General features: G+C 38.8%; 3 protein-coding genes. All 3 read left to right on the top strand.

Translation table 11 applies throughout. From position 1 onward, the window contains the following. Positions 1-5: 5 nt before the first annotated feature. Genes ABWP14_RS02200 through ABWP14_RS02190 form a run of 3 tightly spaced genes read left to right on the top strand, consistent with a single transcriptional unit; the run spans position 6 to position 20,246 of the window. Entirely contained in the window at positions 6-10,949 is a 10,944-nt protein-coding gene (locus ABWP14_RS02200; RefSeq protein ID WP_353201330.1) for a non-ribosomal peptide synthetase, read from the top strand. An 8-nt stretch (positions 10,950-10,957) separates the two neighbouring features. Continuing rightward, positions 10,958-19,492, top strand: a complete 8,535-nt coding sequence (locus ABWP14_RS02195; protein WP_353201329.1) for a non-ribosomal peptide synthetase — start codon at positions 10,958-10,960, stop codon at positions 19,490-19,492. After that, positions 19,482-20,246, top strand: a complete 765-nt coding sequence (locus ABWP14_RS02190; RefSeq protein WP_353201328.1) for an SDR family NAD(P)-dependent oxidoreductase — start codon at positions 19,482-19,484, stop codon at positions 20,244-20,246. The genes ABWP14_RS02195 and ABWP14_RS02190 overlap by 11 nt, the downstream gene beginning before the upstream one ends. Positions 20,247-20,278 lie beyond the last annotated feature (32 nt).

The following is a 20,278-nucleotide window of genomic DNA, read 5'->3' as shown; positions in this document are numbered from 1 at the left end:
TTTTTATGAATACCGTTAAAAATAAAATAATTGAAATACTTCCGTTAACACCATTGCAAAATGGCATGCTCTTTCATGCTCTTGCAAAAGATACTATCCACGATGACCCCTATTTAATCCAAATGTGGGGAAATATCTTAGGTGAATTTACTTTTGTTCAATTTGAATTAGCCTGGAAGTTATTAATCGAAAGACATGCAACCTTTCGCACAGCTTTTATAATTCAAGCTGATAAAAGCCCCCGTCAAGTAATCTTAAGAGAGATTCCTTTTGCGATACATAAAATAGATTTATCGAGCAAAAGCCCTGAGCAGCAACAATTGAATCTAGTTGAACTAAGGGAGAGTGATAAAGAAAACCATTTCAATCCATTAAAACCACCATTACTTCGTGTCACATTAATTAAAATAGACAAAAATGAGTGGCAATTTTTATTGACTATTCATCATTTAATTTTAGATGGCTGGTCACAATCCATTGTTATTGCAGAATTACAGGAAATCCTAAAAGGATTGATTAGTGGTTTCCCTGCAAATCTCGACGAGCCTGTTGGACCTAAGGTAATACTAGATAAGCTCCCAAAACTAGATGCGCGTGATGATGAGTTTTGGATTCAGTATCTCAATCATTGGCAAGCTTCCGCTGTACCAGACATAGGACCAAGACATAAAGATGTGGCTACCAAATCACATCGCCCATCTATGGACCTTCCAATTGTACTTTCAAGCAACCTCTCTGATATTGCTAAAAAGATACGAATTCCACAAAGTATTTTTGCATTTGCTGCATGGGCATTGGTTTTATGTCGCTGGACAGGAAAACTAGACATTACGTTTGGAATGACTGTTTCAGGAAGATCTGGCTCTCTCGATGCTCTTAAGGCCGTAGGTATGTTTGTGAATACCTTACCCATCAGAATTCAGATATGTCCCGAGGATAACTTAATCTCCTTGCTAGAAAAGATACATCTCATTGTTCGCTCAATTGATTTAAGGGAGCAGACTGATCTTGTTCAACTACAAAAACTAGCATTGGCTGATCATAATAATCCTCTTTTTGATACCTTGGTAGCATTTGAGAACTTTCCAGCAGATAGCCACGATGAGTCACCTATCAAATTTATTAATCTGCAATCTGATGAGCGAACAAATTTATCTGCCGCTCTAGTAATTGTTCCAGGGGATAAGTGGAGCACCTCCTTACAGTGCGATGGAAACATTGTTAGCGAATATTTTGGCCAACAAATATTAGATAACTTTATTGGGATTCTCAAAAAGATAATTCAAAAGCCTAGCGAGAAGATTGGTAATTTATTAATGGCTTATTCAAGTCACCATTCAGGTGATGAAGAATTTATTAATGATTTTCATAATCTATCCAACCCCCTAATTACGAGCTTTATTCAAAAGGTAAAACTCTATCCTCAAAATGTTGCAGTGAAGTTTGGTGATATAGACATCACTTATAAAGACTTGCTACAAAAAGTTCTCGTAGTTGCAAGTAATTTATCAAAACTAGGGGTTCGATCTGGAGATAAAGTAGCTCTTTGCATCGATCGAAATGAGGATTTGCCAGCCTTAATGCTTGGTGTACTTTATGTGGGAGCGCTATACATACCACTAGATCCCAGCAATCCAGCCACCCGCCGCAAGATCATCCTAGATGATTGCAGCCCAGATTTATTAGTTCAAAATTCTGAAGAGGTATTTAATGTCCCTACGGTGACATCAAAATCATTGATCATCGGTATTGCCAGCAATGAGGCTCCTGCCGACGTTGGATCAGATGCACCAGCCTACATTATTTATACCTCAGGTTCGACAGGACAACCTAAAGGCGTGATTATTCCCCACAGTAATGTGCTTGCCTTGCTTAAGGCTTGCCAAGAGCATATTCAAACCGGTCCGGATGACATTTGGACGATGTTTCACTCTTTTGCTTTCGATTTCTCCGTATGGGAGCTTTTTGGCCCTCTACTCAGTGGGGGATCTTGTTTGATTGTTTCCTATGAAACAAGTAGAGACCCAATTGCCTTTGTTGATCTATGCAAAAAAGAAAAAGTTTCCGTATTAAGCCAAACACCATCTGCTTTTGGACTCTTCATGGAGGCAGAAAAATCACTTAATAAAAAATTAAGCTCGCTGAGACATATTATCTTTGGTGGCGAAGCCTTAATCCTAGGAAAGCTGACTGGTTGGTTTGAACGCTATGAAGATACGCAACCAATTATCTCTAACATGTATGGCATTACTGAAACAACCGTCCATGTTACCTGGAGACAAATTACCAGGAATGATATATTGCTTAAAAGTGGAAGTCTTATTGGTAAACCTCTAAAGCATCTACAAATCGAATTACTAGATGAAAATGACTTTCCCGTGCCCAATGGTATTGCTGGTGAAATACATGTTAGTGGTTCGGGTGTTGCGATCGGTTACCTAAATAAAGCAGAGCAAACTGCCGCTCGATTTTATCCAAATTTAAATGAATTACATCCGGGAAAAAGAAGGTATCGATCTGGAGACCTCGCACGCTTCACTATTGAGGGAGAACTTGAGTACCTTGGTAGGATAGATGACCAAGTAAAAATACGTGGGTTTAGGATTGAGCTTGGTGAAATTGAGCATGCACTCTCTTTGGATGAAGAGGTGAAATTTGCTGCCGTTGGAACATGGAATAATAGCAATAGCTCGACTCAAGACAATCTTCAACTTTGCGCTTGGATTGTGCCCAATGAGTCAGGCTGTAATTTTGAAAATCTCAAAACCAGACTTAAGCAACGGCTGCCTGATTATATGGTTCCGGAGTTATTGATTCTGGTTCCAAACATACCCTTGACACACAATGGTAAAGCCGATAAGAAGAATTTGCCAAACCCCAAAGATGCTGGCAAGGCTACCAGACAAGAAGTAAGCAAAACTATAACTCCACCCGATGAGAAAACTTCCGAACTTGAAACGGCAATTTGTGAAATATGGGCTTCAGTATTAGGCTTGGCGAGCGTTTACCCCGAAGAGAACTACTTCGCGCTTGGTGGAGATTCAATTCGAAGTCTAAGCATTGCATCCATGGCAGCAAAGCGTGGGATTATTTTTGAAATAAGGCGTTTATTTGATCACCCTACGCCTAGACTATTAGCAGCATGGGTAGAGCAATCCAGAAAAAATGAAGAGTTTCTGACTCCTTCAGGTGCTATTAATGAGCAACTAAAGTCAAAAGTATATGAAGAGTTTGAGTTACTCAATGATAAGGAAAAAGCAGTCATACCTAAAAATATTGTAGATGCATGGCCTGCTACGAAAATACAGTGCGGCATGATTTTTCACTCTGAGTATGGTGACGATAATAATTACTATATTGATACATGGCTCTATTCGCTAAAATTACCTGTAAACAAAACTGTATTTGAATCAGCTCTTTATTCCTTATACAAAAAACATCCAATTCTGAGATCAAGCTTTTCACTTGATTCTGAAAGACCGCTTCAGTTAATTCATGCAGATGTACAGCCAAATATTACCTGGCATGATCTCCGAAATGAAAGTAAGTTGGTGCGTGGAGAAACCATTAAGCATGGATTAGAAATGCTGAAGCAGCATAAATTTGATTTTAGTAAACCAGGTCTTGCTAAGTTCCTCATCTATCAGACTGAAGATGATGTCATTAATTTCATTGTATGTACGCACCATGCGATTATTGATGGATGGTCTATTTCGATTTTAACTTCTGAATTAATCAAATACTATTTTGCATTATTAAATAAACAAATCTTGAGCGCAGATAGTGCGCCTCCATTGCAAAGTCATATAGCTAAATCTGAAATAGAGATTCTTGATGATACTCAGGCACAGCAACGCTGGAGTGATCGATTAACTCAGTTTAAGAGTTATGAACTTCCGGTTTGGCCTGGAATGAAGTCAAAAGGCGGAAAAAAACAGATTTTAGTTGACAAGGAAACAAGTGAACGATTAAAAATCATCTCCCAGGAGTTCGGAATACCGCTCAAAGCCTGGCTATTTACAGCCTTTTCTTACCTGCTTGCCTGGTCATCAGGAAAAAACTACTCTGCTGTGGGATTAGTTGTAAATGGGAGGCCGGAAAATGAGCTTAGCAAAGATGCCTTAGGTTTATTCCTAAACACCATTCCTGTTGGTCTAAATACCAAGGGAACTTGGATTGATATGGCCAGGGCTGCCTTTTTAGCAGAGGCGGAAATATATAACGATAGACTAATGCCATTGGCAGAAATTCAAAAACTGAATGGCGGGATCAGACCTTTTGAGGCCAATTTTAATTATGTACATTTCAGATTATTCTCAAATATATTAGATGAGAATAAATTTGAACTTATAGAGGCAGTCGACTTTTCTTGGTTAACTGAGATACCTTTAACTGCTAATGTCTCCATTAACCCCCATTCAGATGAAATAGAAATAAGCATTCTATATGGACCTCGGTATACCGAAAAACAAATCCAATGGATGTCAGACCGATTTGCTGAAATTATCAAAAAAATTAGTCTCAGTCCAAACGCTTTACCGAGCATCCATGACCCACTGCTCCCCAATTATCAAGCAAGTCAATTGACATCGGCTGTCTTAAGCCCTGAGCCAATTCACATAACAGCAATTAAAAACTTAACAAGCAATATTAAAGATATTGCAGTTATTGATCATGACGGAGCGAAATATACTGCCGAGGAAGTACAAATTAGAGCCGAGAATCTTTCTGCCCTATTGAGCGAGGTGGGTGTATTACCCGGTATGGCAATCGCTATTTTGCTACCCAGATCCCTAGACCATGTGATAGCCCAGCTTGCTGCACTGAATCTGGGGGCATGGTTTGTTTCGCTAGACCCCAGTATTAACATCGCTAGAAATATAAAAATAGTTCAGCAGTTAGGCAAAGTAATTTTAATTAAGGATAGCAATTTTGATGTACATGAATTATCAACAATTGCCCTCGCAACTGTAAATATTGATCAAATTGATAACTCTAGCAAGCTAAATGGGCTCAGAGCTTCAGAACTACTACTTTCCAGAAGTGCTCCAATAGCTGGAGATGCGATTGCATATGCCATCTTCACCTCAGGATCTACCGGTGAGCCAAAAGGGGTCTTAGTTGGTCATAAAAGTATTGCATCCCACATGAGCTGGATGAATTCTGAATTTAATTTTTCACCAAACGAAAAAATCATTCATAGGACTAATCCTGTATTTGATGCATCTATCTGGGAAATTTGGTCTCCTCTGATGACAGGGGCAGCACTAGTCATCGCATCAGAATCGTCATCAAAAGATCCTACATCTATTGCTGAATTGATTCAGTCTACAAATGCAACTATCTTGCAGTTGGTGCCCAGCATCTTAGAGACCATGGTTGATAGCAATTCCCTAGCGGCAATCACGAAGCTACGTAAACTGTTTGTTGGAGGAGAGCCTCTCAGAGCCGATTTAGTTAAAGGCATCTTAGATCTGATTTCTATTGAAATAATTAATCTATATGGCCCAAGTGAAACAACAGTTCAATGCACTTTTGAAATTGTTAAGAATAATGAACTGAACCCATTTATCTCACAAATACCAATTGGAAGACCTATTTCGGGCGCAATTGCTGTTGTTGTAAATGAAGAATTGGTTCAGGTTCCAACTGGAGTAGTGGGTGAACTTATTATCGGCGGCACACCCCCTGCCTTGGGATATTTACATCTTCCAGATCTAACAAGAGAGCGCTTCATTCAATACCCGCAAAGTGGATCTGACTCGATCTTCTTCAAAACTGGTGATTTAGTAAGTCTACTCCCTGATGGCAAGCTTCTGTATCAAGGCAGATCTGATCGTCAATTAAAAATTGGCGGAAATCGTATCGAGCCTGCTGAGATTGAAAACAGACTATCGCAATTGATTCCAGGCCAAAGAATTGCTATTGAATCAGAGCAACTTGATAATTATTCTCGCTTGATTGCCTATATTGAAGAGCGGGATACCAAGAAAATAGATACTCAAATGATTCGCGAAGAGCTCGCCAAGTCATTGCCTGAGTATATGATCCCAGGAATTTATAGATCTATCCCGATATGGCCTACTCTAGCAAGTGGAAAAACTGATCGAAATGCCTTGATACTTCTAAGCCTTGACACCAAGGATACAGAAAAAATTGATCAATCTACAGATTATTATTTTGTAGGAATTTCTGAGAAGCAAGAAAAATTGCTCTCCCTTGCGCAAACTTTAATTGAATCAAAAGTGCATCTTGATGATGACCTCTTCACCTTAGGATTAGATAGCATCAGTGCGATGCAGTTAGTGGCTAGGGCACGGAAAGAATCGTTGGAATTAACACCAAGGGATATCTTTAAATATCGCACCATCAGGGCAATTGGATCCCTGAACTACTCGAATACAAGCACTTATGTAGAACCAATGCCAGGCAATTACCCACTTTTGCCTGCACAGAAATGGTTTTTCTCACTTAATCTACCAGAAGCTAATTGGTGGAACCAGGTTGTAAGTCTCAAATTACGCAAAAAAATTCCTGCGTTGGAGATAATTACATTTTTGACTACTCTTGGAACTAGACATAGGGCGCTTAGTATGCGCATCACTACGGAATCAGGAACTTTGCATGCATCAGATGGGGATGGCAATCCTTACCTCCAAATCATTGAAAAAGATAAAGAAGGGTCATCTCTAGAGTTTTTAAAAAAAGCAACTCAAATTGTTCAAGAGAATTTAAGTCTTGTTGAGGGTCCTATTTGGGGTGCCGTCATAGAAAAAGATCAAGATCAAAATGTTAATACTTTAATCATCGCAATTCACCATATTGCAACAGATGGAGTTTCTTGGCGCGTCATTTTTGATGACCTCAATACATTGATGGATCAAAAATCATTACCGATAGCGGGACCAAGCTCTGCATCGGTAGCCTCATATCTAGAAATGAAGACGGCTGATATTGAGGGCCTAGAGCACTGGAGATTATTCTCTAAGCAAGCAGGAGCTCTAAACCCAATTTTGCCAAATTCCATTGCAGCTGAATCAATAATTGGTTCAATCAAATTATTACCGGCTCTGACCTCTACCTTTTATCAAAATACTACAGAAAACTGGTCTGCAAATGTGGAAGTGCTATTAATAACTGCACTATCAAACTCACTCTCAGAATTTTTCCAAAATGAGCTTACGGTTGCGATTGAAAGACATGGGAGGGATATCGACTCCAACTCTTCGCTTGATCAAACTATTGGTTGGTTTACAAAAATGTATCCATTTTTTCTTAAGCCAAATAAGGATCCGGTTCAAGCAATCCAAGACCTTAAAAGATCTATATTCAGCCTACCAGATATGGATTGGTTTACTGCTATATCCACTGATCCAAGCATTGGAAATCCGGCAGTACCTTCTATATTGATTAATTGGTTGGGAAGGTTTGATAGTAGTTTTGAGCCTAATAGTGCTTTTGAGCCTTTAGGCATAGATGTAGGCCCAACAACCCATCCGTCCAATCCCAGAACTTCCCTACTAGAGCTTGTAGGCCTAATTGATCAAGGCGAATTACGCATTAGTCTCTCTGCTGACCCACTATTTATTAATCAAGTTCAATTTGACATACTAATTCAAAGAATTAACGAATCCTTAGACGTACTCATCAACGCACCATTGAAGATCGCTCATGCATCCTGGATTCCTTCAGATATACCTTGGTTGGGCTCAAATGATTCAAATCAATTTCATAACTTCATCGAGCAAGCTGGAAATTTTGAAAAGATATTACCAACCACACCAGTACAACAAGGTCTTGCTTACAGGCATGAACTTGAAGGCGAATCTTCAGGAAAGTATATTCAGCAAATTGAATTCAATATTGAAGGAGATCTCAATCCAGAACATATTGCAAATGCATTTAATGAAGTAGCAAATATTCATGAGTCCCTTAGGACTGCAATCATTCAATCTGAAGATGGCTCTTATGCACAAATTGTTTACCCATCGACTCAAATGCAACATCTTGTATATGATTTTAGTCATATTGCAGATCCCGCTACAAAATGGACTGAAACCGTTACAAATGATAGAAAATTAGGCTTTCAAATTCAAAATGCTCCCCTAGCAAGAACAACCATAGCCAAAATTACGGCCAATCAGTGGAAGCTGCTTTGGACCCATCATCATTTAATTCTTGACGGATGGTCCGTACCCATCATTATTAACGATTTAGGTAAAAAATTGGCAGGTGTAGAAATCACAACCCCTGCCTCACACTCTATCTTTTGGGACTGGTTAACTAGACAAAAAACGTTAATAAGTGCTCAAGAAAAATCTGTTACTTGGCGTCAACGTTTTGAAAATATACAGGGATCCTGCCTCGTTGCTCAACTTCCACACACTCAAAATCAAAGTACTCAAGAAGTTACAAATGTTAGCGAGGTTTTAGAGTGGAAAATGCCTCTGCCACTCACCAACAATATTCGAAATTTTTTAAAGCGCAACGGATTAACACTTTCTGCCTTTATTAATGCTGCATGGTCGTATACATTGGCAAACTTATTAGACCGTGATGATGCGGTACATGGCGTAACTATATCTGGTCGACCATCTGAATTGCAGGGATCCGAACTTTGGGTTGGGATGTTCATCAATACCTTACCTCTCTATGTCAATTGCAAAACAGATCAATCAGTGGCTTCTTGGCTTAAAGAGATACAAGAAAATCTTGCTGATTTGAATACAGTACCCCAAGATTCGCTTTCCGACATTCAAATGTGGGTCAATCAATCAAAACCCCTATTTGATAGCATTGTTGTTTTTCAGAACTATCCAATAGAAAAAAATATAGTAGAACAAAGTGACTCTCTAAAGATTACTGCTGCAGAGACTATTGAAAAAAATGAATACCCACTATCTTTATATGTGGATGATAAAGAAACGATAGCGCTTACTTTAAGATACGATCGCCAAAAAATTTCTTCTAATCTTGTTCATATAATTTTAGAGGCAATCATCTCTTCCATGAATTATTGGAGCAAAAATGAAAATAAAAATATCTGCACAACCAATTTAACTGAATCTACGAGTAAATTAAATCTCCTCAAATGGGGTTCTGGTGCAAAAGAATTAAATTTAGTTACCCCTGCAGAGAGCATTTACCAACAAGCTGCATTAGATCCTAAGCGTATTGCATTACAAGAAGAATCGAGCTTAAAAAGCATTACTTATGGTGATCTAGTTGCAAGCTCATTGAAAATCAGTGCTCGTATTAAGCATCAAGACTTTGGTTATGAGGATAGAATCTGCGTTTTAGGTCATCATAAAATTAATACAGTTATAGGGATGCTAGGTGTCCAATACGCAGGTGCAGCATTTATACCTCTCGACCCCAACTTTCCAGCGGCACGATTAAACACAATTATTGAAGACGCAACTCCCTCGCTAATTCTTGTTGAGAAAACTTGCTTAGATCATCCCGCCTTACTAAATCGTCCACATATATGTATTGAGGAGATCCTAGAGAATAAAAATTGTGTAGAATTTTACGAGCCTGAACTTAAAGTGCCTGAAATGGCCCTAGCCTATGTCCTATTTACTTCGGGCTCAACAGGGAGACCTAAGGGTGTCCAAATTTCAAATGGAGCATTTTCTAATGCGCTCACCTATTTTGTTAAATTCCCTGGCATCTATGAAGGCGATCAGTTAGCCTCAGTTACGACTATTTCGTTTGATATCTCTCTTCTGGAGATTTTCGGACCACTGACTGTAGGTGCTTGCGTTCACCTCGTTAGCAAAGAGACAGCCAAGGATGGAAATGATTTAAAGAAATACCTAGAAGATCATTACATCAATATTATGCAAGCAACCCCTTCTACCTGGAAAATACTTCAAGCCGTACAGACAAAGCTTCCAAAATTACGGGCATGGTGCGGCGGAGAAGCATTTCCAAGGGATCTAGCGCATTGGATGAAGGATTCATTTCAAGAGGTATGGAATCTTTACGGACCAACTGAAACTACGATTTGGTCAAGCACCTGCAAATTATCCTCACAGGAAATTACGGCTGGAAAACCAATCGCAAATACAGAATTTATTATTTTGAGTAAGAATGGGGATATGACCTTACCTGGTGCGATAGGCGAGCTCTGTATTGCAGGTAAAGGAATTTCTAGGGGCTATATTGCTAAGCCAGGACTCACAGCACAATCATTCATTCCAAATCAATTTTCCACAGGGGAAACCTTATATAGAACTGGAGACCAGGCTTACTGGACTGAAGACGGCAATATAGTCATTTTAGGCAGGCTAGATAAACAGATAAAAATCAATGGTTTTCGCATAGAGCTTGGCGAAATTGAATCTGTCATCAGGAGTCTAGACAGCATTAAGGATGCCGTTGCCCTTGTAGTAAGCCATCTATCAGCACCCATGTTAGTTGCCTGGGTGATAAATCAAGATAAATCATCTGTTAGAGAAAAGGTAATCCTAGACCATATAGCCAGTAAATTACCAAACTATATGGTGCCCAGACATATCATCTTTGTTGATGAAATTCCGCTAACTGCTAACGGCAAAGTAAACTCTAATGCCCTTTCTCTTCCAAATTCGCTCGGTAATGCTAATAAACGAATCGCCAAAGATGAGCTAGAAAAGGTTGTTTTATCCATCCTAATTAACACACTCTCCTCATCTGAAATGGGGCCAGATGACCATTTCATGGAATATGGCGGTAACTCACTATCTGCAACTATCATTCGTGGAAGGCTAGAGCGTCTTTTTAAAATGAATCTACCTCTAGGCAGCATCTTTGAATTAGGGTCCGCTGCTCATATCAAGGAATTAATCCTGCAAAAGGAGAATCAGAAAGGCGTGGCTCTGGAAACTGCTAAGGCTTTTATCAAACTCTCAATAGCCAAAAAAGAGCAAAAAGCAGCTATAAAAAATCACGGCCTGAATAATTAGTGAAAAAAATGAATAAGAATAAATCCAAAAACTTAATTGAGGATGATCATTCTTCGGATGAACTATTTGATGATGACTTTGATAGTCTACTGAGTGAATTCGAAGGAAATAAGCATGAATCTGGTGGATTAGAAACCACTCACAAAGCTTCCTCAGGCTTAAGCGTAAAGAGACTTTTAAGCCCTGCTCAAGAGGCCTTGTACTTTATTCATAAGCTGAATCAAGGATCTACTGCCTATACTATTTTTTCTGCCTTTAAGGTCATAGGAAACCTTGATAATGCGAAGCTACAAAATGCAGTGCTACAGGTAGTTCAACGCCATGAAGCACTTCGCATGGTATTTAATGTCGATGACCAAGGAATTGTCTGGCAAGAACCGATGCAAGATATTTCTAGTGCTTACGAATTTTCTATCATTCCTAATAATCAGAACATCATTAAACAGAAGCTTTCACAAGAATCGGACTACTATTTTGATCTCACAAGTACCTTACCAATTCGGATTAGAGTTTTTCAAATTAGTGAAAATGAATATATTTTTTCATTTTCCATTCACCACATAATCATTGATGCTTTTTCAATCGATATTCTCATTAGTGATATCGACAGAATCTATAACGGAGAAACGCTCGAGCCATTAAAAATTCAATTTGCTGAGTTTGTTGAGCAAAAAAAAACTGAAACTAGTCATGAAGAATATCGTAATTTAGTGAGTACCTCAGTAAACAGACTAGCAAGAATTGAACCTATTGATCTATCCACTGATTTTTCAAGACCCTCAATCGCCTCTTCAAAAGGGGAAGTACTCACCATCAGCATTGAAAAAGATGTTGCTACACTAATTTATAAGCTATCTCAAGAAGAACAATCATCTGCATTTATGGTTCTTGCTGCCGCCTTTTCAGCCACCCTCTCTCGCTTTACGATGCAGAAAGAGTTTGCGTTAGGCACCTCCTTTATTGATCGAGGAGATCCAAATTTAAAAGGCGTGATTGGTTACTTTGTATCTATGCTTGTTTTAAAGTGTGATCTCACTGAAAATCCAAGCTTTAGATCTTTAGTAAGAAGGTTTAAAGATACGACTATATCTGCTGTAAACGAGGCCGATGTATCTTTTACAGATGTTGTAAAAGCACTTAGACTTAATCCCGATAGCACTAGACATCCTGTCTTTCAAGTCTCACTTTCGCTTTTCGGGGAGAAGAGTCATAAATCTTTTAAGATTTTTCAAGACTGTACTGTTGAACAAATTGCTGAGCAAACGGCTGCTCGATTTGATATAGAACTCCTCATGCGTCCGAATGAAAATTGCTTTACAGGAACGCTTCTTTGGAAATCAGATTTATTTTCCAAAGAGACGATGGAAAGTTTTTCTAAGACTTTTAATACCCTTCTTAGTAATGCAGTTCAAGCACCTGATACAAATGTTGAGTTATTGGATGTGGCTGCAAAACCGCTATTTCCAATCTCGAATATCAATCCGATTCATTCATTTCGACTTGATAACCGATTTAGAGAGATTGCGAGCCAATTTAGCTCAAAAATTGCAGTCGAATATGAAGAGGACCGAATTAGTTACCAAGAGTTAGACGATTGGTCCGATGCAATTGCAGCGATGCTTATTGAGCAAGGAATTAAACCCAATGACCTAGTGGGTATCAGCTATAAACGATCCATCGCTTTAATCGCATCGATGATAGGAACCCTTAAAGCAGGCGCTGCTTATATTCCTCTGGATCCCGAGTACCCCCAAGAGCGCTTATTAATGATGATTGAAGATGCGCATTTAAAAATTTGCCTAGGCAATGAGGCCGTTCAGGCAATAAATCTCTTCCCAGAATCGTTGCAGTGGAATAATATTAATCAACTGCGGAAAATCAAATGCAACAAAAAACTACTTAAAGATCTTCAACTCTCTGTTGAAGATAACGCCTATATTTTATTCACCTCTGGGTCTACTGGCAGACCAAAAGGTGTCATGGTCTCACATAAGAATGTGTCAAGACTATTTGAATCTACTAATCATTGGTTCAAATTCTCTGATAAAGATATATGGTCAATGTTTCATTCCTATGCATTTGACTTTTCAGTGTGGGAAATATTTGGGGCATTACTCTATGGGGGGCGACTTGTAATAGTTCCCTATTTAATTAGCCGTGATCCTATTGCATTTATTGATCTGCTCAGATCCCGTCGAATTACAATGCTCAGTCAGACTCCAAGCGCTTTTAAGCAATTTTCATCCAGCCTGTTCGAGGCTAAACGCATCCCTTCATTCCAACTTCGGCATATTGTTTTTGGCGGAGAAGCCCTTGATCTAAATAATCTGAGACACTGGTTTCAATATTTTGGCGATGAAATGCCTCAGCTAACCAATATGTACGGCATCACAGAAACTACAGTACATGTTACCTATAGACCGATCAAATTAAAGGATATAGATCAGTTTCACTCATCTCCAATTGGTATTCCAATTCCAGATCTCTCCCTGAGATTGGTAGATAAGCATTTACATGATGTTCCAGAAGGTGGCGTGGGTGAAATATTGGTAGGCGGAGAAGGCGTTGCAAAAGGTTACTTAGATCGTGATGATTTGACTAAAGCCAGATTCGTGAAAGTATTTGATGGAAATAATGAGTCCATATCATACCGAAGTGGTGACCTCGCACGAATTGGCAAGAATGGAGAGTTGGTTTATCTGAGAAGAGCTGATCAACAAGTCAAAATTCGTGGCTTTAGAATTGAGTTGGGTGATATACAGGCAGCACTTTCCAAACATCCAGATGTTCAAGCAGCAGAAATCGTAGTGCAAAGAAACTTAGAAGATGATGACCGTATTCTGGCATATGTAGTACCACAGACGGGAGAGGAGGATCTTTCTAATGATCAATTGAGTGGATGGGTTAATACATTCGATGAAACCTATTCAGAGGCTGAGTGCACTCTAGATAAGCCAGATTTTTCTGGTTGGAACTCTAGCTATGACAAGCAGGAGATTCCTAGGGGTGAAATGGAAATTTGGCTAAACGAGACACTTGAAAGAATTAAGGAATTAAAGCCTGAATCTGTGCTTGAAATCGGCTGCGGTACGGGAATGATGTTAGCCGGCATAGCGCCACATGTAGAACGATATTTTGGCTTTGACATGTCTAAAAAAGTAATCGAGCAACTAAGAAAACAAGTTGACGAAAAAGACTGGTCGCACGTTTCATTAGCAATAGGATCTGCTAGCGATATATTGAATGCCCCATCTTTTGGGTCATCTGAAGAAATGTATGACCTAGTGATTATTAACTCTGTAGCCCAGTATTTTCCATCAAAAGATTATCTGAGAGATACACTTGTTCAAGCAGCTAAGTTAGTTCGCCCAAATGGACATATTTTTATTGGTGACTTAAGAGCCAATGCAACGCTAGATATGCACCACCTATCTTTATCGCTGTTTGATCAAGGCAATACTCCAATTGCACTATCTACACTCAAAAAACGTCTAATTCTTTCAAAAGATAGAGAAGTTGAATTATTAGTTGACCCTGGAGCACTTGAGGTAATGTTGGCAAGCAGAAATGCATCTGCATGGCCCAAACTAAAGGATTCCAATACTAATAATGAGCTTTCTAGATTTCGTTATGACGTGGTTTTAAAATTAGATCAGATTAAGGAAGTAATTGCAAAAGATGCTGTCACTTATTATGAAGACTTACAAGTGGAGTATAAGATTCTTAGTCAAATCTTACTTGCCAATCCTCATAAGTGGCTCGTAATTAATGGGGCTATTAATTCGCGTGTTAGTAATGAGATTTCAACTCTTTATGACTTAGAGTTTATTCCAATTAAAAATGCTAGATACTCTGATGTGACTCGGCTCTATCAGATTGGGGATGAGCTCAACCGGCCCTGCGCCTCTTTCTGGAGGGAATCCACACTGAATAATCCAGAAAGCATGGGGAAAATATGTTTTGTATTTGCGCCGCAAGGCACTGCACATATTGATTTAAAGAATTTAGGCATCTCAATGCCGAGCCAATACAGCGATCCACTAGCACTTAATAAACGACTGAATTTATTGTCAGAGCTAAAACGATATCTGCAAGAGCAATTACCACCTCATATGGTACCTTCGGCAATTATTGCGTTATCAAGCTTTCCGCTGACGCCCACTGGTAAATTAGATCGCCAGGGGCTACCGGAGCCTGAATTTGCTATTCAATCTAGGGCCGCTAAGGGAGATATCAGGCTACCTCAAAATCAACATGAAGAGATTATTTGTCAGCTATTTAGAGAACTGATTGGCGTCCAAAATATAAACATTGATGATAATTTTTTTGCTATTGGGGGACACTCTCTCTTGGCAATGAAATTAATTACTAAAATTAAGCATGAAACTAAAGTAAACATCCCGCTAAAAGTTTTATTTGATGACCCGACACCAGAAGCTATTGCTAAATATTTGCAACAGAATGGTGAAGACTATAGCAATCTTGTAATTGCTAATTCAGGTATATCTGAAGACGGTACCGTTTGTCTATCTTTTGGACAAGCTAGACTATGGTTACTAGACCAACTGCAAGGACCATCATCAACCTATAATATGCCGCAAGCAATTAGACTTCGCGGAAAATTAGATATTGATAGTTTACGCAGAGCCCTCGCGGGTATATATCAGAGACATCAGTCACTGAGAACGGTAATTAAAAAAGACCATTTGGGACAAGCTAAGGGCTGGATTCTGAATTCCCCAAGCCCAGAGGATGTATTAAGGCTTCATGATTTATCAAAAACATCAAGTACAGATCTACCCAATAAACTTAAAATTGAAATTGATAATGAAATCTCTAAACCATTCATTTTAGAAAGAGATTATTCATTACGCACCTTGCTAATTAAAATTCATCAAGATGAATATATTTTGGTCCTAACCCTCCATCATCAGGTAGGTGATGGAAAATCTATGCAAATCATTGCCAGTGAACTAGCTGAGCATTATTCAGCATTCATAGAAAATCGACCTTCAAGCCTCAGGGCTCTATCAGTACAATACTATGATTGGGCATTTTGGCAACAAGGTGAAGTGCTTGACGGATTGGGTGAAAAAATAGAGCGCGCTAAAAAACGTTTCTCAACAGCTCCGGATTGCCTATCCCTGCCCTTAGATTTTCAACGCAATCCAGACAGAAAGCGTACTGCGGGAATAGTGCCTATTCAGATTTCTGTAGAGACTACGAAAGCACTGAAGCAAATTGCATCAACAAAAAAGATGACTCTTTTTTCTCTCCTTATTGGCATTTATGGTCTACTGCTTTATAGACTTTCTGGGCAAGATACAGTAGTGATTGGAACTGCAGTTTCAGGGAGAAATGTTCATGAAACTGAAGATCTTATTGGCTTTCTAATTAACACAATCGCGATCCCTCTTTCAATTGAAAAGAATTTAAGTATTAGTTCACTTTTTGATCTCGCTAAGTATGAGGTTGAAAACGCTTTAGCTGATCAAGATCTTCCCTTTGAAAAAGTAATAGAAGAACTGAATTTAGAGAGGTCCCTTTCGCATACTCCCTTGTTCCAGGCTATGTTTGCTTTTCAAGAAGATGCAGATATTGAATTACGTTTACCCGATCTTGAAATTATCCCTGAAGCAATTTCCATTCCAACTGCAAAAACGGATATAACGCTCCACTTTTCAAATGTAAAAACTGGTCAACTTATGGGGGCATTCGAATATGATGCCGATCTATTTGAATATGAATCAGTGGTTCAATGGGCCGATTTTTTAATACATATACTTGACCAAATAGCACTAGACTCAAATGCCTCGATCAATACACTCACCTTATTAAATAATAAATTGAGAAAACAAGTCCTAATTAGTTCTATAGGAAAAAATATTGATATGGCGCATGAACCCGCCAACCTTGTTGAACTCTTTGAGCGTAGCCTGCATTACTCTCCAAATACAATTGCAATATTAACGGAGGATACCAGTTATACCTACGAAGATCTTGACAAAAAAGCAAATACTCTCGCTGACCAAATTAGACGGCATGTTTCCGGTTCAGAAAATACAATAGCTGTCCTTTTAGATCGATCTCCTGATTTTATTATCTGTATGCTCGCAATTCTAAAAACAGGAAATGTTTATCTTCCCCTTAGTCACGAATATCCGATTGAGAGAATTCGATTTATGCTCATGGATAGTCAAACGACTTTAGTCATCATAGATGACATCATAGACCATTTAATACATGATGAATTAGTAAATATTCTTCCTGCAATACAGATTCTTAATCTTTCGCAAAAATCGAATACTGTAAATAATTGGGGGCTAGATAAAGTAAATGTAAGTCCTCAATGCAATAACTTCTCTCAAATTCATTCTGGGCAACTTGCCTACATCATTTATACCTCTGGTAGCACTGGTATTCCAAAAGGTGTAGCCGTTCCCCACCTTGGAGTGATTAATATGGCTAGAGAAAAAACCATCGCTTTTGATATTCATTCAAATGATCGAGTATTACAATTTGCCTCCTTAGTCTTTGATGGAAGCATACAAGAGATTTTTTCTGCCTTTTATGCTAAAGCAACGCTTGTAATGCCCTCTAGAGAGATGCGAATGGATACTGCCTTTGCTATACCAAATTACATCAAACATTACTCAATTACCCATATCACCCTACCTCCATCACTGCTCGAAGCTTTGGACTTAGGATCACTGGAATTGTTAAAAAATCTGGCAGTAGCTGGCGAAGCATGTCCACTGCTGGTTGCCAAAAAATATTCAAACAGCTTGAGAATGGTTAATGCTTATGGGCCAACTGAGGCAAGCGTTTGTGCCACGATAAGTAAGCCCTTGGATGAAATTAATCTCAATAGCTTGAAATGCGGAAATGCACCAATTGGAAATCCAATAGCAAATGTGCAGACTTACATCTTAGATCAGTATCTAGATCTTGTTCCTGATGGTGTTATTGGTGAGCTTTATATATCCGGGATTGGAATTGCAAGGGGATATTATGAGAAGCCTTCTTTAACTTCTCAATCATTTTTGCCCTGTCCTTTTAATCTAGATAGTGATAATAATGAATCCAAAAGGATGTATAAGACTGGTGATTTAGTCAAAAGACATCATGATGGTAACCTCGAATTTATTGGCCGCGTAGATAGGCAAATAAAGTTACGTGGTTACAGAATTGAACTGGGAGAAATTGAAGCAATCCTAGCCGATCTTTTCTCCAATCAAATGACTCAAATCGTGATATACCCCCAAATGATTTTAGATGAGTTACGCATCATCGCATACTACTCACCTCGAAATTCATCTTCTCTTTTAAATGAATCTGAGATTAAGTCAAAGTTGCAAACAAAATTGCCGGACTATATGATTCCATCTGCCTTCATTGAAGTAGCAAAGATTCCGCTTACAGCAAATGGGAAAATCGATTTTGATTCCCTACCCTTACCTACGATCAATAAATCCAGCTCTAACTACATAGAACCCAATACACCATTAGAAAAATTAATCTGCCAAATTTATTCTGAAATCACAGGGACTAATACGGTAGGGATTAAAGATAATTTCTTTGACTTAGGCGGCCATTCTTTATCAGCCATCAAACTTGTGTCAAGATTATTATCATCAATTGACAAAGAAATCCCAGTACGCATTGTGTTCTCGCACCCCAGTCCTGAAGCATTGGCAAATTATATAAATGAAGGAATTGAACATAAAATTGAAAAAGCAAAGGTATTGCCACTAAATGCAGATGGAAGTCAATCGCCACTGTTTTGTATTCATCCTGCTGGCGGTTATGGTATGGTTTATAAGCACCTTTCAAATGCATTAGGAAAAGATCAACCGGTATGGGCCCTACAGGCCAAAGGTCTAGAGCCTGGGGAAAATCCCGACTCCTCTATCTCTGAAATGGCTAAAAACTATATCAAATCGATATTGGAAATTCAACCATCAGGGCCATTTAGATTGCTTGGATGGTCAATTGGTGGTGTTATTGCCCAAGAAATGGCAGTAGTTCTTGAGGAGTTGGGTCATCCTATAAGCCAATTAATCCTTTTGGATTCTCCAGCTAAGCACGAAATAAATGATGCTGAACCCAGCATTGATGTCATTTTGTTCGAACTGATCAAGGAGCATAGCAATTCCAGTCAATCACTTGAACTTAATCCCGAGGATATTCCAGAAAAATTTGCTGAACGATTAATCTTGGCTAAGAAAATTCTAGTGAATAACGGTCATATTTCAGAGGATACACCCTTATCCTGGATTGAAAGAAGTCTCAATCAATTTGCACTATCAGTTACGCGACTAAATCATCATACATTTAGAAAATGTGCCGCCTCTATTCTGTTTTTCGCGGCAGAAGATACTAAGAATGGCTCAGAAACTGAATGGTCCCCATATACCAATTCTACGATTGATATTGTTAAATTAAATTCTATACACTCACAAATGGTGGATGAAAAATACTCCAAGATAGTAGCAGACCATATCACCCACCATTTCAAAAATCAGGTAAAAAATGTTCATTAATGAAGTAACTGCAATCATCACTGGAGCTGCTGGCGGTATAGGCAGAGCAATAGTATTAGACCTTTTGCAGAAAGGTGCTAAAGTATTGGCTTGCGATGTTAAAGAAGATGGCTTAAATGACTTAGCTGTTCAATGCTCAGAATTTAAGGAGTCCTTATTAACTACGTTTTGTGACATTACTCAAGAGGGTGATGTCAAAAGTTGCATTAATCTTGCGTATCAGCAGTTGGGCTCTTGCAATGTCTTAGTTAATAACGCCGGCATTCTTCGCGATGGAAAATTAGCTCAACTTGATCCTAATGGCGAATGCATTGGCCTTCCTTTAGCCCAATGGGCATCGGTGATTGATACTAATTTGACAGGACCAATGTTAATGACACGCGAGATTTTGCTGCATTGGCTACCATCAGGAACGCAATCAAACTTGATTATTAATATTTCATCTATGTCCGCCAAGGGCAATAGCGGACAAAGTGCTTATTCTGCCTCTAAAGCAGGATTGAATGCGCTAACAAGTAGTTGGGCTAAAGAATTTTCAGAATATGGAATCCGTGTTGTTGGAATCTCCCCGGGTATTTTTGATACCCCAATGGCTCTCAATCTCGAGGAAGAGGACAGAAATAAAATGATCTCTTTCACACTTGCAAAGAGAGCTGGGAGGCCATACGAACTCGCTAAGCTAGTTGAAACGATAATATTATGTGATTTTATTTCAGGTAAAACAATAGAAATTGATGGTGGCGGTAGTTCTTAACCCCAACAAAGGTTCTAAACTATCATACTTTA

This window comes from Polynucleobacter sp. (assembly GCF_040400325.1).
GTDB lineage: Bacteria > Pseudomonadota > Gammaproteobacteria > Burkholderiales > Burkholderiaceae > Polynucleobacter.
The sequence above is the reverse complement of the archived record's forward strand: the minus strand, read 5'-3'. Positions and strand labels throughout refer to the sequence as shown.